The following is a 19,360-nucleotide window of genomic DNA, read 5'->3' as shown; positions in this document are numbered from 1 at the left end:
CTTCACCTGACCTATTCAAAACTGTTCAAGGCAAACTGAGCTTAAAACTCACTTTCTACATAAGGTGGCAATGAGTGGGCATCTGGCACTTTGGTCGGCTTGCCCTCGTCATCCAGGGCGACAAATTTGAACACTGCCTCGGTGACTTTTTCACGCTTGCCGATACGGCCTCGTCTGACCCAGCATTCGACATGAATATTGAGTGAGCTGCGTCCAACCCGGCATACTTCGGTATAGACACCCAGAATGTCCCCTACTTTCACGGGCCGAATGAAGCTCATACTATCCAGAGCGACAGTGACAACGCGACACTGGGCACGCTGACCGGCGCAGATACCGGCAGCCAGGTCCATCTGTGACAGCACCCAGCCGCCGAAAATATCACCCGAAGGGTTGGTATCGGATGGCATTGCCAGGGTGCGAATGGTGAGTCGGCCACGGGCGGTGGTATTGTCTTGTTGTTGCATTGATCTTCTCTCTCGCATGATCAGATCTGAGTGGTCACCGGTTTAATAATAAGCTACCTTGATATCTCTCTGTCAACAAGATCCAATAGAGCAGCCCTTCACTCAACCCTCTCAATCCCCTGCTCATTCTGGCGGATCAGCCCCTGTTTCAGCAGATTGCCGAGGGCCATTTTGAACGCCTTCTTGCTGACGGCAAACAGCTCCTTGATCTCTTCAGGGGAGCTTTTATCGTTCAGTTGGCACTGGCCGCCTTTGATCTCGAGGTACTGCAGTATCTGTTGTGCCAGCGGGTCGACTTTAGCGTAGCCGGGCTTTTCCAGCATCACATCGATTTTGCCATCTTCGCGCACCTGTTTGATGAAGCCGTGCACAGTCTGTCCACTGCGTATCTCGCGGAACAGGTCCTGATTATGCAGCATGCCCAGATAGCGGTGATCCACAATCGCCAGATAGCCCAGATCGGTACGGCGCCAGAACAGCAGCTCTGCCGTCTGACCCGGTGTATAGTCGCACGGGGTTTTATCAAGAAACTTTTCCAGCTTGGCGGAAGCTGCAATACGACCTGAGTTGTCGATATAGAGATAAACGATACAGCGCTGACCCGGTTCTACCGGTTTTGCCTGCTGGGCAAAGGGCAGGAACAGTTGTTTGGGCAGCCCCCAGTCGAGAAACGCGCCGACCTGATTGGTATCGGCCACCACCAACGAGGCAAACTCACCTACCTGCGCTCTGGGCTTTTTCATAGTGGCAACCGGCATATCATCGCTGTCGAGGTAGACAAACACTCGAAGCTGATCACCGATCTGACACTCCTCGGGCACTTCTTTCTGTGGCAGCAGGATACCGCCCTTGTCGCCACCATCCAGGTAAACACCAAACTCCACTATGCGCATCACACTCAGAGTATTCAGCCGGCCCAGCTCGATCACAGTGTCTCTCCAATCAGCTTCATTTGTCGATTCAAACAGACAAAGACTATAAATATTATAAAAAACAAACAGATACCTTAAATATACAAAAATACAGGAAGTGATCTACACTTAACAAAGAATTGTACGTGATGCACTGGGACTTATCCATGTCATGGGCGTTTTTCGGTCAGGACTGGAAACTCGGGACAGCACCAATTAGCCATATTTTTTAACAGGCGTCTGTAGTACCGGAACATAAAACAGGGATGAACTGAGTCATCTGACAACATGGTATAAACATGAGCCAGACCACGAATGGACGCCAGGAAGCAGTCCAGCCAGACTTTAAGCTACTGTTTGAGCAGAGCCCCAATCCGTATCTGATCTTGCAGGCAGATGGGCAATACACCATATCAGCCGTCAATGACAGCTATCTGACCGCGACTGGGACACGACGCAGCGAGATTATCGGGCGTGGCGTTTTTGATGTGTTCCCGGAAAATCCTGATGATCTCCTCACCGACAACCTCAACTCTCTGCGCCTATCACTGGAGCGTGTTGTCCATGAAAAATGCAAGGACAGCATGGGCGTTCAGAAATATGATATACCACGGCGTGATGGAAAAAACGGGTTTGAGGTGTGCTACTGGAGCCCGATCAACATTCCGGTTTTTGATCAGGCCGGTGAAGTTGCCTTTATCCTGCACCATGCCGAAGACATCACCGATTTTGTACTGGCCCAGGAGGCTGCTGCCAACACTTACATTCAGCCCGGAAAGCCCCAGACACAATCAGAAGTTCTGAGCCGCGCCAATGAGGTATCGGAAACCAATCGCCAGCTCAAGGCTGCTCTGGAGACGCTCGCGCAACAAACTGTTGAGATCAAGGCCTCCAGACAGGAACTGATCACCGCCCATAAAGCGGCGGAAGAAGCGAATCGGGCCAAGAGTGAATTTCTGGCTAATATGAGCCATGAAATACGTACCCCGATGAATGCGATTATCGGGCTCTCGCGCCTTATGCTGGAGATGGAACTACCCACCAGACTTCGTGATTACACCGGCAAGATCCACGCCTCCTCCACCGCTTTGCTGACTATCATCAACGACATCCTCGATTACTCCAAAGTTGAAGCTGGCAGACTGGAGATTGAAAGTACGGAATTTTCGCTGGAAGAGGTGCTGGAAAGTGTGGCAAATCTGTTTGCTTTCAGTGCAGAAAAGAAGGATCTGGAACTGGTATTTCAGGTGGATAACGCCATCCCCCCCTTACTCATAGGCGATCCGTTACGACTGGGCCAGGTACTGAACAATCTGGTAGGAAATGCGATCAAGTTCACCGAACATGGCACTATTCACGCCCATATAGAACTGGTATCGCTGAAGTCCGGTACTGCCAGACTCATCTTCAATATTCATGACACAGGAATCGGCATGAATGCCGAGCAGATCAGCCGCCTGTTCACCGCCTTTACGCAGGCAGATGGCTCTACCAGCAGAAAATATGGCGGAACCGGACTGGGGTTGTCGATCAGCAAGCATCTGGTGGAAAAGATGGGTGGTGAGATCAGCGTAGACTCATTACCGGAACAAGGCAGCAGCTTCCGCTTTACACTTGATTTCCCGGTCGCCCAGCGCTTCAGCGCCAGATACAACCTGCCGGATCTGCACGGTATGCGTGTGCTGGTGGTCGATGACCTGGAAATCTCGCGCATGGTACTGGTGGATATGCTCAGCCACTGGCAGTTTGAGGTTACCGAAGCGGCGACGGGTGAGGAGGCTCTGACCCTGATTGAGCAGCGTCACACGATCGGTGAAACCTTTGAGTTACTGCTGACCGACTGGCGCATGCCCGGTATGGATGGACTGGAGCTGACCAGACGCATTGCAGCACTGGCAGATCAGGGCAAAGTCACTCACATGCCCACCATCATCATGGTTTCTGCCTACAGTCAGGAGCAATTGAGTGCAGAAGCAAAAGGGTTAAGGTTGGATGCTACACTTTCCAAGCCGGTGACGGCGTCGGGGTTGTTCGATACGATCATGCTGGTTCAGGGCAAAAAGGGGATATCAGCAGCAGAAATTTCCACCACAACAGCCTCTCGGAAACAGTCAGATCAGCTGCCTGCTCAACTGCAGGGCGCCCACCTGTTACTGGTTGAGGATAATGAGATCAATCAACTAGTGGCCAGAGAGTTTCTGCTACGACTGGGTATCACGGCAACTCTGGCAGAAAATGGTGCACAGGCATTGCAAGCACTCGAAGCTGAGTCCTTCGATGGCATTCTGATGGATCTGCAAATGCCAGTCATGGATGGACTTGAAGCCACACGTCAGATCCGTCGTGACCCGCGCTTTGTCAACCTTCCCATTATAGCCATGACAGCCTCCGTGATGATGCGAGATCAGGAAGAGTGCCTGTCAGCCGGCATGAACGATCATGTTGCAAAGCCGCTTTTGCCGGATGTACTGCTTGACACCCTGCTCAAGTGGATTCATCCGGCTCAGCACAGTGCGAGCCCACAGATGAAACAGATCCATGCCGGAAAGGCGATCGCGTTGCCGGACACGCTACCGGGATTTGAGCTGGAAGGTATCATTTCATTGCTGGGTGGCAACAAGCAACTGCTATATAAACTGCTGCTGCAATTTCATGAAGGGTTCTTCAATTGTGTCGAGCAGACGGATCTTCTGATTCAGTCCGGCAACCACCAGGACGCGATAGCTCAGCTTCATCTGCTCAAGGGCACAGCAGCCAATCTTGGGGCAAGCGAAGTTCATCGCGAAGCGGAAAAACTGGAGCAATTTCTGAAAAGCGGTGCGCCCCTCCTCGACCTGGAACCTTTCAGGCAAGCCATGAAGCAGGTACTGGACAGTATTGCCAGCCTGACCTGTCATCATGACACTGAAGACAGCCTGCCCCAGAACGGCCAGCATGACCCTGTACTGTCTGCCGAACTCGCTAACAAAATGGCCCGCTTGCTTGAGGGTTACGACTATATAGCGCCAGAGCTGATTCGCAGTTTCAGGGAAGCAATAGGCAACCACCCATTCAGTACCAAGCTGCAACAGTTTGAACAGTTGATCGACAGCTTTGACTATGCCAGTGCTGCAGCACTACTGAAGCAATTCACTGAATGCCAGGCCGAGGAGCTCTGATACCCATGCCTGACACCAGCCCGCTGATTCTGATTGTCGATGATGTCCCGGCCAATATTCAGGTTCTGGCCGAGGCCCTGCGTGGGGAGTACCGAGTCAAGGTTGCCACGAATGGAGCAACCGCCCTGGCAATCGCGAATGCATCCGAATCACGCCCCGATCTGATTCTGCTGGATGTGATGATGCCGGAGATGGATGGGTATGAAGTCTGCCACAAACTAAAATCCACCCCCTCTACACAAAATATCCCAGTCATCTTCGTCACCGCCAAAGGGGATGTCATTGATGAGGAGCGGGGCCTGCAGGCCGGTGCGGTCGACTATATTATCAAACCCTTCCACCTTGCGATCGTCAAGGCCAGAGTGAGCAACCATATCAGCCTGAAGATCAAAACCGATATGCTGGAAACTCTCGCTCTGATCGATGGCCTGACCGGCGTCCCCAATCGACGTCGACTGGATGAGGCGCTCAATAATGAGTGGAAACGAGGGATGCGAGAGCAGCAATCACTAGCCATCATCATGTCGGATATCGACTTCTTTAAAGCCTATAACGATCACTACGGTCATGGTGCGGGTGACCAATGCCTCAAGGCAGTCGCCAAAGCGCTGTTCAATACACTAAATCGCCCCAGCGACATGATGGCGCGCTATGGTGGTGAGGAGTTTATCGCTGTGCTTCCTCATACGGATCTGCAAGGTGCTATGCAGATGGCTGAGCGCTGGCGGCAAAGCATCGAGGAGCTGCAGATCCCGCATGAGTGCTCTGCGGTGGCTCATCATGTCACGATCAGCCTGGGCTGCGCTGCCATGATTCCGAGCAACAACCTCACACCGCAGATGCTGTTGAAGCAGGCTGATCAGATGCTGTATCGGGCCAAAAAGAATGGACGTAACCGTGTTGGATCTTCATTAACCTGACGCTGCGGACCCCCTTCAGCCTCCTGTGAAAAGACCTCCCCTGTCTATATAATGGCCCGCTCCAGTTCAAGGCTCGATTCACCACATGATCAATCCATCAGCAGCCCCCCATGGCATCTCCTTTCTCAACGTCTCTCTGAGTCGTGACGGACAGCCTGTGCTGAAGGATCTGTCACTGGATCTGTACGAACAACGTATCGGCCTGATCGGACACAACGGCTCAGGCAAAAGCTCGCTGGTCAGGCTGATCAATGGTCTGTTACAGGCCGACAGCGGCGATATCACCGTGTGCGGCCAGAACCCCACCGTGGGGCCTGAACGGATGTCGGCGCATGTCGGCTTTATCTTTCAGAACCCGGATCATCAGATCATCTTCCCGACCGTTGAAGAGGAACTGACCTTCGGTCTGCTCAATCAGGGACAAACGCAGAAGCAGGCTCGACAGTCCGCACATGCGCTACTGGCAGAACATAATCGCAGCGACTGGGCGGATCGACCGGTACACAGCCTGTCGGATGGACAGAAACAACTGGTTTGTATTCTGTCGGTGTTACTGATGCAGCCGCATGTACTGATTCTGGATGAACCCTTTTCTGCACTGGATCTGCCGACGCGCTATCAACTACTCGCTCTGCTCGAAACACTGCCACAGCAGATACTGATGATCAGCCACGAACTGGAAACACTGCAACATTTTGATCGTATCATCTGGTTGCAGCAAGGGCGCGTCTACCGGGATGGACCACCGGATCTGGTGCTGCCCGAATATCAGCAGCAGGCGCGCGACGGAGCCGGTCTGTGATCAGCCTCTATCTGGGACAGCAAAGCTGGCTGCACCGCCAGCCTGCCGGCTTCAAGCTGCTTATTCTGGCTGCCATCAGCATTGCCCTCTATCCGGTGATCAATCTCTGGTTGCTGGCGACGATGATGATCGGAACCCTGCTGCTGTACTGGTCGCTGGGCAGACAGGCCCTGCGGCAACTGAAACTGCTGCGGCCACTACTGCCGCTGTTCGCACTGATGTTCCTGCTGCAGTGGTGGAGCGTTGGCTGGCAAGAGGGGCTGAGCCTGATCCTGCGCATGAGCACACTGATTCTGCTGGCTAACCTGATCACCATGACCACACGCATGGAGGCAATGATGGATGCCGTGATGCCATTGTTTGCGCCACTGCGCTGGTTGGGTGTGGACACCCGCCGCATCGCATTCGCCGTGACACTGCTGATCCGGTTCATCCCAGTGTTGATGGCGGTGCTCGACAGTTTGCTGGAGGCCTGGCGCGCCCGAGGCGGCGGCAAACAGGTCTGGCGACTGGCGATTCCGATGACAATCCAGGCGATCCGTCTGTCGGATACCGTATCCGAAGCATTGGCGGCCCGTGGTGGCATCAGCCGAAAAGCTCCATAAAAAATGCTCCTTGAAAACAATTGACTTCACTAACACCAAAAAGAAAAAGAGATAACTCAACATGAAAGATAAAACGCTGGTCCAGATCGCTCTCTACGCGGCACTGATCGCTGCACTGGGCTTTATTCCCCCCGTTCCCTTCGTCACCGGCATCCCGATCACGGCCCAGACGCTGGGTGTGATGCTGGCCGGTATCATGCTCGGCCCCTGGCGTGGCGCGCTGTCGATGGCGCTGTTTATCTTTGTGGTGGCACTGGGTGCACCGCTGCTATCAGGTGGCCGAGGTGGGTTGGGCGTATTTGTCGGCCCGACCGCCGGTTTTGCCATCGGTTTCCCCTTTGCTGCGTTTGCCACTGGCTATATGGCACTGTGGCTGCGCCGGATGCCGGTATTTCCGGCCACGCTGCTGGCGGCTGTGTTTGGCGGCATCGTGATTCTGTATATTTTCGGCATCACCGGCTTCAAGCTGGTCACCGGGCGTGGCTGGCAAGACTCGATCACCATCATGGCGGTATTTATTCCAGGTGATCTGGTCAAAGCGGTAATTACGGCTGTAGTCGCTCAAGCGGTGATGCGAGGCTTGCCGGGCGCTGTTGCAACTCGTCACTGAGCCTATTCATCCTGAACCTCATCACCCTAATCATCGCCCATTAACACTCATCAGCAGGAAGTAGCGCGTGTACGACTTTATCATTATCGGCGGTGGCATCATCGGCATGTCCACCGCCATGCAGTTGATCCAGACCTACCCCGACCGAAAAATTGCACTGCTGGAGAAGGAGTCAGGCCCGGCACAGCATCAGACCGGTCACAACAGCGGCGTCATCCATGCCGGAGTCTATTACACGCCCGGCAGTCTGAAGGCCAAGTTCTGCCTTGAAGGCAACCGCGCCATGCGCGAGTTCTGTGATGAACATCAGGTGAAGTACGATATCTGCGGCAAGTTGCTGGTTGCGACCAATGAGCTGGAGATGCAGCGGATGCAGGCGTTATGGGAGCGTACGGAAACCAATGGTCTGGAACGTGAATGGCTGTCAGGCGAGGCACTGAAAGATCGCGAACCCCATATCACCGGCATCGGTGGCATCTTCGTGCCCTCCAGTGGCATCGTCAACTATGCACAGGTGGCTCAGGCGATGGGGCGGGTGTTCGAATCGCTCGGTGGTACCATCCACTATAATCAGGAAGTCACAGCCCTGAGTGAAACTGACAGCGAAATCCGCATCACCACCCGCAACGAGATCTTCAGCAGCCGCTTTCTGATCTCCTGCTCCGGCCTGATGGCCGATCGTGTGGTGCGCATGCTGGGTATCGATCCCGGTTTCACCATCTGCCCCTTCCGTGGCGAATACTACCTGCTGCCGGCGCAGCATAACCGCATCGTCAACCATCTTATCTACCCGATCCCAGACCCCTCCATGCCATTTCTGGGCGTGCATCTGACCCGCATGATCGACGGCACTGTTACGGTCGGCCCCAATGCGGTGCTGGCCCTGAAGCGAGAGGGCTATCGCAAGCGGGACATCTCACCGAAGGATCTGCTGCAGATGCTGAGCAATCCTGGCATTCTGAAAATGCTCGCTCGCAACCTGCGTCCAGGCCTGGTGGAGATGAAAAACTCGCTGCTCAAGGGCGCCTATCTGGAGGAGGTTCGCAAATACTGCCCCAGCATCACCAAAGCGGACCTGACCCCTTATCCTGCAGGCGTGCGGGCACAAGCGATCACGCCGGATGGCAAGTTGGTGGATGACTTCCTGTTTGTGAATACGCGCCGTAGTGTGAACGTCTGCAACGCACCCTCGCCTGCGGCCACCTCTTCAATCCCGATTGGCCGCTATATAGTTGACAAGGTGAAAGCGCAACTGGATGCTTGAGGGCTGAACTTAAGGACTGGCCGTATGGCAACCACCCTCAACCGCCCACACACCTTCAGCAGCGCCTCGCTGGACAATCCACTCTACTATCTCAGCAACATGAAGAGTGTGCTGTGCTGGGTCCTGGAGCGTCATGCCGATCTACTGCTCTCTGATGAACTGGGCAGACTGACAGACTTTTTGAGCCTGCCACAGCCCAGTCAGGCGTTGCTGGTGCGGATGGTGATGCGCAAGGGCGATCTGTTTCGCAGCAACAAGCTGATCTATGCCGAGATAGGGGATATTACAAACGCCCTGCCCGCGCTGATTGATGCCGGGTTGATCGACCCAGATCCTGAAGTGAACCTGGCCCAACTGTTCAAACTGCTGACTCGCACCGAGTTGATGAGCTGCTTTCAGGATCAACTGGCCTCCCTCGGCCTCGCCCGCTCAACCACCAAACCCCAATTGCTGGAGGCACTGACCTCACTGCCTGAGTTGGCCGAGAAAACAGAGACTCTGCACCATTGGTGGCCAGAAGCTCAGGGCCGGTTGATCAAACTCATACAGATGCCACTGTTTGATCGCGTCAGGTTGATGTTCTTCGGTAATCTGCGCCAAGACTGGTCAGAATTTGTGCTGACCGAACTGGGACATCAGACCTACGAGCCTATCCCCTTCAGCCCTGACTCACGGGCATTCAGCCAGCGGGATGAGGTGAACAGCTATCTGAAGCTGCACCATTGCCGGGAGCAACTGGATGAAGGTATCCCACCAGAGAGACTGATAGCATCCGTACCACCCGAACCGCTGGACAACCCCTGGCTGGAAGCACGTCGGGCACGGTTGCTATTCACGCTGGCACAGACGGCCGAGCGACAGGGGCTGACCGAACTGGCACTGGACACCTATCGAATCAGCCGCCATCGTGAAGCGCGTGTACGACGACTGCGCGTACTGGAGCGTCAGGGCCAGATCGAGCAAGCCTGGCCGATCCTCTGCGAAGCACTTGCGCAGCCAATCAATGAGGCGGAAGCCCTGAGTCTGCAGCGTCTCTACACCCGTATCCGCAAGCGATTGCAGACGGCATTATCTGATCCACAACATCCTCTGAATGGCCCTGACTACCCCCCTGTGTGTCAACCTAAGCCTGAGCCGTCTATTTCGGGCAAACGTTCGATCCCGACACATACACTGTCATTGCCTCCACACCCTTCAGTTGAGCTGGCCGTGGCCGAGCATCTGTCCGAACCCGATGCACCGGCCTGCTATGTCGAGAACACCCTGTTCAACGCCCTCTTCGCCCTGCTCTGCTGGGATGCGTTATACGCCCCGCTGCCGGGTGCCTTCTTTCATCCGTTTCATGCAGCCCCGGCGGATCTCTACCGAGAGGATTTTGTCGCGCGGCGCCAGACACTGTTCGATCAGTGCCTGAGCCAGCTTGAAGATGGCAGCTACGCGGAGCAGATCCTGCATAACTGGCAGGCCAAACAGGGGATCACTACCCCGTTCATTTACTGGCCGCTGCTGCCACGGGAGACACTCGAGCTGGCACTGACCTGTATCCCGGCTGCTGATCTGAGGCAGATTTTTGAACGTTTTCTACGCGATCTGCGTGAGCATCGTGCCGGTCTGCCGGATCTGATCCAGTTCTGGCCCGAGCAGAAGCGCTACCGTCTGATTGAGGTGAAGGGACCTGGTGATCGGTTGCAGGATCATCAGACCCGTTGGCTCCATTACTTGATGCAGCGGAAGGTTGATCTCTGCGTGTGTCATGTCCGCTGGAAAAACGCTGAATGAGAGGACCCCAGGTTAATCTCATGAGTATGGCAAGATGGCACTGATCAAGGTCGCCGTCCGAACCCTTTGCGAATTTGCTGCTCGCAGCGGCGATCTTGATCATCGCTACACCCCCTCCCCGACGGCGCAGGAGGGGATCGAGGGGCATGGCCGGGTTACTCGTCGTCGTGATCATCACTATCAATCCGAGCGATTGATCAGCGGCGAGTGTGAAGGACTGGAACTCAAGGGGCGAGCCGATGGCTTTGATCCGGTCAAACGTTGCCTGGAGGAGATCAAGACTCATCGCGGTGATCTGTCGCGCATCTCAGCAGCTCAACAGGCGCTGCACTGGGCACAGTTGCGTGTGTATGGTGCACTGCTCTGCGCCGAGGCTGGTTTTGACACGATCGAGTTGGCACTGATCTACTTCGACATCGGGCGCGATCACGAAACACGCCTGACAGACATAGCAAGTGCCCAAGAGCTCTGGCAGCAACTGGAAAACCTGTGCCACGCCTATCGCCACTGGGCTGAGCAGGAGGCAGCGCACAGGCTGGCACGAGATACGCAACTGACAAGCCTGCGATTCCCTTTTGCCGATTTTCGTGAAGGCCAGCGTGCCCTGTCAGAGAATGTCTACAAGGCGATCCTCAGCCAACGCCATCTGATGCTGGAGGCTCCGACAGGCCTGGGTAAAACACTGGGCACCCTCTACCCGGCCCTGATGGCTATGCCACGCAGCAAACAGGATCGTCTGTTCTTTCTGACTGCGCGCAATACCGGACGACAACTGGCGCTGGAATCTATCCAGCAATTACAGCGCAGCCAGTCCGAACCTGTGACCTTGCGTGTACTGGAGCTGACCGCTCGGGAGCAAGCCTGTGAACATCCAACCTTCGCCTGTCATGGCGAGTCTTGCCCACTGGCAAAGGGGTTCTTCGATCGCCTGCCTGCTGCCCGCGCATCCGCCGCTGCATCCTCAGTGCCGCTGGATAGGGAGACACTGCGACAGATCGCTCTGGCTCATCAGATCTGCCCCTACTATCTGGGGCAGGAGATGGCGCGCTGGTGTGATCTGGTGGTAGCCGATGTTAACCATTTCTTCGACCAGTACGCCCTGCTCCACGCCCTGACCCGGCAGAATGAGTGGCGGGTCACGCTACTGATCGATGAAGCCCATAACCTGATCACCCGCGCACGCGGCATGTACAGCATCAACCTGCACCAGCAACAGCTGCTGGAGATCAAGCGGGAGGCAACTGTAGTACAGAAAGAAGCACTGAAAGCAGCACTGAAAAAGCCTCTGCAACGCATGGCACGTCAGTGGAATCAACTGATCAAGGATGCAGCAGAAGCCGGATCACTCGGTGAGGATGCCGCTCCATCAACCTGGTTGGCGACAATACCGGAAGGTTTTTCCCAAAGCCTGCAAGGCCTCGCATCGGCAATAACCGACTATCTGACGGAAGCCGCAGCCGATGCCCGCTTACAGCAATTGATGTTCGAGGCCCTCGCTTTTGTAAAACTGCTGGAAACTCTGGACGATCACTCGATCTGTGAACTCAGCCGCGAGGGGCGCGGCAAAGCGGTGCTGTCGATCCACAATCTTATCCCGGCTGATTTTCTTCAGCCCCGTTTCAGTCAAACCCACAGCTGCATACTCTTCTCGGCAACCCTGTCACCGCCGCTCTACTACCGCGACCTGCTGGGATTACCCGACACCACCCACTGCCAGTCTGTTGGCTCTCCCTTCAGTGCAGGACAGCTTCAGGTTCGTATCGAGTCGCGCATCAGCACACGCTATACACACCGAAACGCTTCGGTACAACCGATTGCAGACCTGATCGCAGAGCAGTATCAGCAACAGCCCGGCAACTATCTGATCTATTGCAGCAGCTTTGCCTATCTGGATGCGATACAGCAAGCAGTGGCACAACTGGCTCCCGATATTCCGATCTGGTGCCAGACCCGCCGCATGGCGGAACAGGATCGGCGCGACTTTCTGGCGCAGTTCAGGGAGGAGGGTCGAGGTGTGGGTTTTGCCGTGCTTGGCGGCGTGTTCGGTGAGGGGATCGACCTGCCGGGCAAGCGCCTGATCGGAGCGATGATCGCAACGCTGGGTCTCCCGCCTTACAGCCCATTACAGGAAATATTGAAGCAGCGCCTGCAGCAGCGCTTTGGATCTCACGCTCCAGCAGGCTCACACAACCGGAATCAAACAGGCTATCTCTACGCCTACCTCTACCCCGGCCTGCAGAAAGTGATCCAGGCCGCTGGCCGAGTGATACGGACACCGGAAGATTGCGGCACGATCATCCTGATCGATGACCGCTTCAACCGGCCCGAAGTGAAACAATTGCTACCGACCTGGTGGCAGGTGGATGGTTGAGGCCTTGGATCACGGCACAGACTGACGAAATACCAATCCGCGCTCTAGGTGGAGTTGAGCCCGGCCGTCAAATGTTGTGTAGAGGATCAATAATTTAATTTTGCTCATCTTCGTCATTTTCATCAACATAAATATCAGCTTCAAATTCAGCAAGCTCCAGTATATCTTCAAGCCAAAAACTGGAACTGGTAACAAAAAACTCACGAGACAAACTATCCTTCGACAACTCTTCCATTAGCCATATAATACCTTCCGCTTCAGGAAATTCTTCACCGGAAATTTGATCAGAGTACAAACGATTTAGAGTGACATTTTCATCCATACCCTTAGCCAATAATCGAACCATCGATGCTTTAGTGGAATGATCAAAAATAGTTAAATCTTCACTATCCTTTGCTATCGCCTTCAGTATTAACTGTACGCCAGTAGGTTGTGGAAAAATATAATAGCATTTATACAGGAAGGTAGTTTTCCTGCCGGAAAGGGTATAGGTTTACCTTTACTTCGGAGTCAGCAAGGAGCCTTAAATGTATGTATTTTCCAACCCAGTGGGTTCCGGGACTATCTGGTTTCACAATCTGACAACCGCTGAAGGTACTCCCGTCGGTTATGATCCTCAGGCACGAGCATTTATTCCAGTAGCGCCGTTCTGTGCCAACCGTGAGATCATTAGTTGCAACTGGATTGCACACGAGGAAGGTGCCTTGTGTCGCTCCTGTGCCATGACTCGCCTGGCTCCCGACCCTAAGCTCCCCAACGCGATATCAAATTGGGCAGATACCGAAGCCGCAAAACGCTGGGCGCTCGATAATTTAGGTCGCTGGCATTGGTTCAGACCTGAAGACTCAGGAACTCGCCCGATTTTTCATATGCTGGCTGATGGACTTACACCTGCCGGAATGGGCCATGGCGATGGTGTTATCACCATTAGTGTATCCGAAGCAGACCCCGTAGTTCGAGTCACTCGCAGAGAAGCGCTGGATGAACCTTATCGGACTATGATAGGCCACATGCGTCATGAAATTGCTCATATGTTATGGTGGCGGTTGAGCTTACGAGAGGATTTCTTGATTGCATTTCGAGAAATGTTTGGCGACGAACGAACCGACTATACGGCTGCACTGAAAGAGCATTATCATCAAGGACCTCCCAGTGACTGGGAAATGTTTTATTTGACCAGCTATGCGTCGGCTCATCCTCATGAAGACTGGGCTGAAACGGCTGCGCATCTTTTACACTTAACGGACATTGCCGATAGCTTTGTTACCACAGGATTAAAATCTCCAGAGCTTCCTCTGCATAACTGGGACCCATATTCCGAGCCTGATTGTGGTTTACTAGTTCACGTAGCGACAACACTGGCAATTCGTATCAATCATATTAACCGATCAATGGGTTTATCAGATATTTATCCTTTCGTTTTATCTGAAACTGCTCATCGAAAACTAGCCTTTGTGCACAACTGGTTACGTCGCGGGGCATTGGGTTTTTGATGGGATATATTCAGTTGGGGAGTCAATCGATACGCGCCTTGATATCAGGCGCGTTTCTTTAACCCTGAAGATTCACCACCACTCGGCCCTGCACCTGACCTTTCAGAATCTGAGCTGCCTTTTCTGGCACGCCCTCCAATGCTACCTCTTCGATCATCCCCTCCAACACCTGGGCTGGCAGATCACGTGCCAGACGCTGCCAGGCAACCTGACGTTGAGCCAGAGGGCACATCACCGAGTCCACGCCCTGCAGCCGAACATTACGCAGGATAAAAGGCATCACCGAGGTCGGCAATTGGTAGCCACCGGCCAGGCCACACGCGGCGATCGTGGCGCCATAATTTGCCTCCGCCAGTACCCGCGCCAGTATCGGGCCACCCACGGTATCCACCGCACCTGCCCAACGTTGTTTCTCCAGTGGCCGGCTTGGTTGCTGCATTTCATCACGGGAGATGATCTCGCTGGCACCCAACTCACGCAGATAAGCATGCGTCGATTCGCGCCCGGTGACTGCCGTCACCTGATAACCGGCCCGTGCTAACAGCGCCACTGCAACACTGCCCACACCCCCGGCTGCTCCGGTTACAACCACCGGCCCCTGATCAGGAGTGACACCGCCAGCCTCGAGCGCCATCACACAAAGCATCGCTGTAAAACCCGCCGTGCCGATCGCCATCGCCTGTCGCGCAGTCATCCCATCGGGCAGAGGCACCAGCCATTCAGGCTTCACACGTTGCAATTGTGCATAGCCACCCCAGAAGCGTTCCCCCACACCCCAGCCGGTCAGCACCACGGCATCGCCGGGCTTGAACGCATCACTGCGCGACTCCACCACACGACCGGCCAGATCAATCCCCGGCACCAGCGGCCAGCTCAGTACAATCTTGCCAGTGCCTGTGACTGCCAGGCCATCCTTGTAGTTGAGGCTGGAGTAATCCACCGCGACCAGCACCTCCTCATCCGGCAGATCACTCTGGGTCAGCTGTTTGATGCTGGCCAGTGTCTTGCCCTCGGTATCCTGTTCCAGCAGTAGAGCCTTGAAAGTATCGTTATTCATGCTTACCTCTTAGTCTGAATCGCGCAAAATGGTGAAGGGTGACCATTGCTGACACAGCGGCGTCACCTCCAGTCGCGTGATGTTCACATGTGGCGGCAACTGAGCGATATGCAGTGCCTGTTGCGCCACATCCTCGGGCATCAGCGCCCGGGTGCCTTTGTAGTAATCGTCGGTGATACTCTTGTCACCTTTCATGCGCACCAGTGTGAATTCGCTCTCTGTCATGCCCGGTGCCAGATCCGTGACTCTGACCCCACTGCTGCTGAGATCACAGCGCAGGTTATAGCTGAACTGTTCCACAAATGCCTTGGTTGCACCATAGACATGCCCACCCGGATAAGGGGTGTGTCCGGCAATGGAACCGATATTGATAATTGTACTTCCAGGGCCTGCTGCCAGAATACGCGGCAAAAGTGCATGGGTAACACTGACCAGCCCTTTGATATTGGTATCGATCATTCGATGCCAGTCGACAAGGTCCGCTTCCTGAGCAGGTCCCTTACCCAGCGCCAGGCCTGCGTTATTAATCAATAGATCAATCTGGCTGAAGGCGTCGGGTAACGCATTCACGACTGCGCACACCGCCGTATCATCGGTTACATCCAGTGTGACAGCATGTACATCTGTCAACACGGAGAGCTGATCACGCACCTCGATCAGGCGACCTTCTCGCCTGCCCGTAATCACCAGAGCCCAGCCTGCCTCTGCAAAACATTGCGCACAGGCCTGACCGATTCCGGATGTGGCACCGGTGATGAAGGCGACCTTCTTTTCCCTGTTCATCCTGATTCCTCTATCTGTCATCTGTGATGGTACTGAATCAATAATGCCATCAAACAATCATGAAAATCGTTCCGGATCTCCTTATCGTTGCCCGGGCCATATCCATGTTGTAGTATCAATGAAAACTAATATGCACTGTTTCACCAATAAAAACAAAATCAACAGGATGACAACCCATGCAAAAGAAACTGTTTGCCACTCTGGCGACTATCGGAATGCTCAGTTCAGCCCCCTTCGCCTTCGCCAACCCCATCGAAATTCAAGTCAATAACACCATGAGCGAAGGCGGCTCAGAGAGCGCGGCGGTAGAGCGTTTTGCTGAGTATCTGGAGGAGAAAGCGCCGGGCCGATTCAATGTCCGCCCTTTCCTGGCTGGCTCACTCGGTGGTGAAAATGCCGTCCTTGAGCTGCTGAACCTGGGCCAGACACAGATATCCCTTACTGGAGGTAACTGGCGCCAGCAATATGCCCCACAGTATGACGCTATCACCGTGCCCTTTGTGTTCGCCACCTGGGAGGATGTCGATGCCTATATGGAGAGCCCGTCAGGTCTGAAAATGGTTGAGGTTGCCGAACAGACAGGTGGTTTGAAGTATTTCGGTACACAGCATCGTGGTCCGCGCCATATGACGGCCAACAAGGCGATACATACCCCGGCTGATCTGCAGGGCTTCCGCATGCGCCTTCCCTCCTTGCCGGTATGGCTGCAGGTCTGGGAAGAGGCTGGCGCACAAGTCGTGAACGTTCCCGCGCCTGAGATCTATCTGGCGATGCAGACCCGTCAGGTGGATGGACATGAGAACTCTCTCTCCTCCCCTTATACCCGCCGCTTGTGGGAAGTTCAGGACCATATCATTCTGACCAGCCACGTAATGTTCCCCTGGAACTGGGTGGCCAGTAAACGCTGGTGGGATTCGTTGAGTGCCGATGATCAGGCTATTCTGACTGAAGCGATCGATGTGGCGCGCCTGCATGGCACCGAGCGTGAACGCGAACTGGATATCTATTACCTCGAACAACTCGAAAATAATGGCATGACCATCATTGAGCCGGATGTGGATGCCTTCCGTGAAGCAGCGATGCCTGCAATCGAGCGGATTCTATCCGAAATGGCGGATGGCGTTCTGGACGATGCTCTGGGCAGCAACTGATAACCCCTGAGATACTGTTTTATCCGACAACCCGGAAAGGTCTGCTGACTTCACCGGGTTGTGCTGACTTACGCAAAGGAGAAACGATCTTGAACAGATCGCTGATGCCCCCCTCTTTCTTACCCGATCGTATAGCCTTTTACGCGCTCAAATTTCTGACTCGCCTGTGTGACACTATGGGCGTACTGCTGCTGGCCTCAACATTACTGATCATCGTTTCTGCCGTAGTGGTGCGTGATGTACTCGGTCTGAGCATGCCCTGGACGGAAGAGATTGCCTCCCTGCTGATCATCTATGCGGTTGGTTTTGGCTCCATATCTGCCTGGGTCAGAGGCGAACACCTGCTGGTGGATCTGTTCAGCCACCGTATGTCATCGCTCGCTAAAGGTTTGCAATACCGACTGGTTGCGCTGATCTCCTGCAGCTTTTTTTCCCTGGCGGCCTGGGGAGCATGGATCATGTCCTATATGAGTGCACACAACAAAACCGTATCACTGAGCATCAGCTTTACCTGGCTGTATTACGGCATTCTGCTCGGATTTGTCGGCATGGCAATACTGGCCCTGTGGCAGACCCTCAGAGGGCCAGTGGAATGGCAGTCTATCAAAGGCTCTGGCGGGGATGACAACTGATGGTTGAGTTACTGATTTTTGTTGGCGGATTGCTGGTGCTGATGGCGATCGGCCTGCCGGTGGTAGTGGCCATAGGGGTAACATCCTTTATCGCATTGGCCGTGACAGGCGCCTCCGGACTCCCGGTCGAGCTGTTGTCGCTGCGTATGGTGCAAACACTCAACAACTTTACACTGCTGGCTATCCCACTGTTCATTCTGGCAGCCAACATCATGAACACCGGCTCGACCACGACCCGGATCTTCGACTTTGCCACCGCACTGGTCGGTTTCACAAAGGGTGGTCTGGGCCATGCCAATGTGGTCGCCAGCTCCATTTTCGCCACCATGTCCGGTACGGCGGTGGCAGATGCCGCAGGCCTTGGCAGTATCGAAATAAAGGCGATGAAAGAGCGCGGCTATGATCTGGGTTACTCTGCAGGTGTTACGGCGGCATCCAGTGTCATCGGGCCGATTCTGCCGCCCAGTATCGCACTGGTAGTCTATGGCTGGCTGGCCAATGTCAGTATCGGCGGACTGTTCATGGCTGGCCTGATACCCGGCATTCTGATGGCCCTTCTCTTGATGGGCATGACCGTTGCGTTGGGCATGGCAGGCAAGGTCAAGATGCCGGAGCCCACCCCCTTTGATGGTCGTGAGGTATTACGTACAGGTAAGCGGGCGATTTTGCCACTGATGATGCCGGCAATAATTGTCGGCGGTATCTGGGGTGGATTCTTCACGCCGACAGAAGCCGGTGCCGTGGCTTCGCTGTATGCCGTGATTCTCGGTATGTTTGTCTATCGTGACCTGAAATTCTCCGACCTGTTTCTGGCATTCAGGCGCACGCTGATGTTCAGTGCTGCCATTTTGCTCATCATCGCCGTATCCAGCTTCTATGGTTGGATACTGGTCCGCATGGGCATACCGCAGATGCTGGCCGGTCAGGTGGCCAGCATGGATGTACCGACCTTTCTCCTGCTGCTGGTCTTCGTGCTCTTCTTCCTGTTGATCGGCTGCTTCATGTCGGTGATTGAGAGTATTCTGATTTTCACACCCATCGTCGTCCCTGCAGCTCTGGCTGCCGGAATAGATCCAATCCATTTTGGTATTGTCATGGTGATCACTCTGTCGGTGGGTGTTATCACGCCACCCTTCGGCACGGTACTCTTTCTGATGGTGGGAATCACGCGCCTGCGCTATGCACAGGTCGTGATATCGGTACTCCCCTTCCTGATACCGATACTCCTGACCATACTGATTCTGGCAGCTACCCCAAGTCTGGCCACCTGGTTGCCAAAAGCAATGGGCTATTGATTAGTGCTATTGATTAGGGCTATTGGCTATAGCTACTGAGCAGGGCTACAGACCGTGAAAAC

At 54.5% G+C, this 19,360-nt stretch carries 17 protein-coding genes; 12 read left to right on the top strand and 5 right to left on the bottom strand.

All coding sequences use genetic code 11. From position 1 onward, the window contains the following. Positions 1-41 precede the first annotated feature (41 nt). Together F7R27_RS10550 and F7R27_RS10545 are read right to left on the bottom strand one after the other, a co-directional pair. Positions 42-467 (bottom strand): acyl-CoA thioesterase, encoded by a 426-nt coding sequence (locus F7R27_RS10550; protein ID WP_151704226.1) that lies wholly within the window; start codon positions 465-467, stop codon positions 42-44. A gap of 98 nt (positions 468-565) precedes the next feature. Next, positions 566-1,396, bottom strand: coding sequence for a CvfB family protein (locus F7R27_RS10545; RefSeq protein ID WP_151704225.1), 831 nt, complete (start codon positions 1,394-1,396; stop codon positions 566-568). Between the two features lie 281 nt (positions 1,397-1,677). Here F7R27_RS10545 and F7R27_RS10540 point away from each other — a divergent pair, with 281 nt between their 5' ends. The 8 genes from F7R27_RS10540 (at position 1,678) to F7R27_RS10505 (ending at position 12,887) form a co-directional block, all read left to right on the top strand. Then, a complete protein-coding gene (locus F7R27_RS10540; protein ID WP_151704224.1) occupies positions 1,678-4,536 on the top strand; it encodes a response regulator in 2,859 nt (952 codons plus the stop codon). Between the two features lie 5 nt (positions 4,537-4,541). After that, entirely contained in the window at positions 4,542-5,456 is a 915-nt protein-coding gene (locus F7R27_RS10535) for a diguanylate cyclase (protein ID WP_151704223.1), read from the top strand. Between the two features lie 85 nt (positions 5,457-5,541). Then, positions 5,542-6,258, top strand: coding sequence for an energy-coupling factor ABC transporter ATP-binding protein (locus F7R27_RS10530; protein WP_151704222.1), 717 nt, complete (start codon positions 5,542-5,544; stop codon positions 6,256-6,258). Next, entirely contained in the window at positions 6,255-6,863 is a 609-nt protein-coding gene (locus F7R27_RS10525) for an energy-coupling factor transporter transmembrane component T family protein (protein ID WP_151704221.1), read from the top strand. Before F7R27_RS10530 ends, F7R27_RS10525 begins: the two co-directional genes overlap by 4 nt. A 61-nt stretch (positions 6,864-6,924) precedes the next feature. Further along, a complete protein-coding gene (locus tag F7R27_RS10520) occupies positions 6,925-7,473 on the top strand; it encodes a biotin transporter BioY (protein WP_151704220.1) in 549 nt (182 codons plus the stop codon). Positions 7,474-7,540: 67 nt separating this feature from the next. Further along, the gene (lhgO, locus tag F7R27_RS10515; RefSeq protein WP_151704219.1) at positions 7,541-8,737 is read left to right on the top strand and encodes an L-2-hydroxyglutarate oxidase; all 1,197 of its coding nucleotides are present in this window, start codon (positions 7,541-7,543) and stop codon (positions 8,735-8,737) included. Positions 8,738-8,761: 24 nt separating this feature from the next. After that, positions 8,762-10,516, top strand: a complete 1,755-nt coding sequence (locus F7R27_RS10510) for a VRR-NUC domain-containing protein (protein WP_151704218.1) — start codon at positions 8,762-8,764, stop codon at positions 10,514-10,516. 34 nt (positions 10,517-10,550) lie between these two features. After that, positions 10,551-12,887, top strand: a complete 2,337-nt coding sequence (locus F7R27_RS10505) for an ATP-dependent DNA helicase (protein ID WP_206060472.1) — start codon at positions 10,551-10,553, stop codon at positions 12,885-12,887. A gap of 94 nt (positions 12,888-12,981) precedes the next feature. On the opposite strand, the gene F7R27_RS10500 is transcribed toward F7R27_RS10505, so the two are convergent. Then, complete coding sequence (locus F7R27_RS10500; RefSeq protein WP_151704217.1) at positions 12,982-13,221, bottom strand: hypothetical protein; 240 nt, start codon at positions 13,219-13,221, stop codon at positions 12,982-12,984. Positions 13,222-13,414: 193 nt separating this feature from the next. Between F7R27_RS10500 and F7R27_RS10495 the strand changes: the two genes are divergently transcribed. Beyond that, positions 13,415-14,380, top strand: coding sequence for a zinc-binding metallopeptidase family protein (locus F7R27_RS10495; RefSeq protein WP_151704216.1), 966 nt, complete (start codon positions 13,415-13,417; stop codon positions 14,378-14,380). A 58-nt stretch (positions 14,381-14,438) separates the two neighbouring features. On the opposite strand, the gene acuI is transcribed toward F7R27_RS10495, so the two are convergent. Both acuI and F7R27_RS10485 read right to left on the bottom strand, forming a co-directional pair. Further along, positions 14,439-15,437: an acrylyl-CoA reductase (NADPH) gene (gene acuI, locus F7R27_RS10490; RefSeq protein WP_151704215.1), complete on the bottom strand. Its 999-nt coding sequence runs from the start codon at positions 15,435-15,437 to the stop codon at positions 14,439-14,441. Between the two features lie 9 nt (positions 15,438-15,446). After that, a complete protein-coding gene (locus F7R27_RS10485) occupies positions 15,447-16,220 on the bottom strand; it encodes an SDR family NAD(P)-dependent oxidoreductase (RefSeq protein WP_151704214.1) in 774 nt (257 codons plus the stop codon). Positions 16,221-16,396: 176 nt separating this feature from the next. Between F7R27_RS10485 and F7R27_RS10480 the strand changes: the two genes are divergently transcribed. From F7R27_RS10480 to F7R27_RS10470, 3 genes are all read left to right on the top strand, one after another. Continuing rightward, positions 16,397-17,371 (top strand): TRAP transporter substrate-binding protein, encoded by a 975-nt coding sequence (locus F7R27_RS10480; protein ID WP_151704213.1) that lies wholly within the window; start codon positions 16,397-16,399, stop codon positions 17,369-17,371. Positions 17,372-17,460: 89 nt separating this feature from the next. Beyond that, complete coding sequence (locus tag F7R27_RS10475; protein WP_338088398.1) at positions 17,461-18,003, top strand: TRAP transporter small permease; 543 nt, start codon at positions 17,461-17,463, stop codon at positions 18,001-18,003. Then, positions 18,003-19,298 carry a TRAP transporter large permease gene (locus tag F7R27_RS10470; protein ID WP_151704212.1) on the top strand — a complete coding sequence of 432 codons (1,296 nt, stop codon included), beginning with the start codon at positions 18,003-18,005 and terminating at the stop codon, positions 19,296-19,298. The genes F7R27_RS10475 and F7R27_RS10470 overlap by 1 nt, the downstream gene beginning before the upstream one ends. Positions 19,299-19,360 lie beyond the last annotated feature (62 nt).

It is taken from the genome of Nitrincola alkalilacustris, assembly GCF_008973755.1.
Lineage (GTDB): Bacteria > Pseudomonadota > Gammaproteobacteria > Pseudomonadales > Balneatricaceae > Nitrincola > Nitrincola alkalilacustris.
The sequence above is the reverse complement of the archived record's forward strand: the minus strand, read 5'-3'. Positions and strand labels throughout refer to the sequence as shown.

Excerpts from the sequence above, each read along its gene's own strand:
- F7R27_RS10550 (WP_151704226.1), bottom strand. The coding sequence starts at position 467 with ATGCAACAACAAGACAATACCACCGCCCGTGGCCGACTCACCATTCGC.
- F7R27_RS10540 (WP_151704224.1), top strand. The coding sequence starts at position 1,678 with ATGAGCCAGACCACGAATGGACGCCAGGAAGCAGTCCAGCCAGACTTT.
- F7R27_RS10535 (WP_151704223.1), top strand. The coding sequence starts at position 4,542 with ATGCCTGACACCAGCCCGCTGATTCTGATTGTCGATGATGTCCCGGCC.
- F7R27_RS10530 (WP_151704222.1), top strand. The coding sequence starts at position 5,542 with ATGATCAATCCATCAGCAGCCCCCCATGGCATCTCCTTTCTCAACGTC.
- F7R27_RS10520 (WP_151704220.1), top strand. The coding sequence starts at position 6,925 with ATGAAAGATAAAACGCTGGTCCAGATCGCTCTCTACGCGGCACTGATC.
- F7R27_RS10510 (WP_151704218.1), top strand. The coding sequence starts at position 8,762 with ATGGCAACCACCCTCAACCGCCCACACACCTTCAGCAGCGCCTCGCTG.
- F7R27_RS10505 (WP_206060472.1), top strand. The coding sequence starts at position 10,551 with ATGGCACTGATCAAGGTCGCCGTCCGAACCCTTTGCGAATTTGCTGCT.
- F7R27_RS10495 (WP_151704216.1), top strand. The coding sequence starts at position 13,415 with ATGTATGTATTTTCCAACCCAGTGGGTTCCGGGACTATCTGGTTTCAC.
- acuI (WP_151704215.1), bottom strand. The coding sequence starts at position 15,437 with ATGAATAACGATACTTTCAAGGCTCTACTGCTGGAACAGGATACCGAG.
- F7R27_RS10485 (WP_151704214.1), bottom strand. The coding sequence starts at position 16,220 with ATGAACAGGGAAAAGAAGGTCGCCTTCATCACCGGTGCCACATCCGGA.
- F7R27_RS10480 (WP_151704213.1), top strand. The coding sequence starts at position 16,397 with ATGCAAAAGAAACTGTTTGCCACTCTGGCGACTATCGGAATGCTCAGT.
- F7R27_RS10470 (WP_151704212.1), top strand. The coding sequence starts at position 18,003 with ATGGTTGAGTTACTGATTTTTGTTGGCGGATTGCTGGTGCTGATGGCG.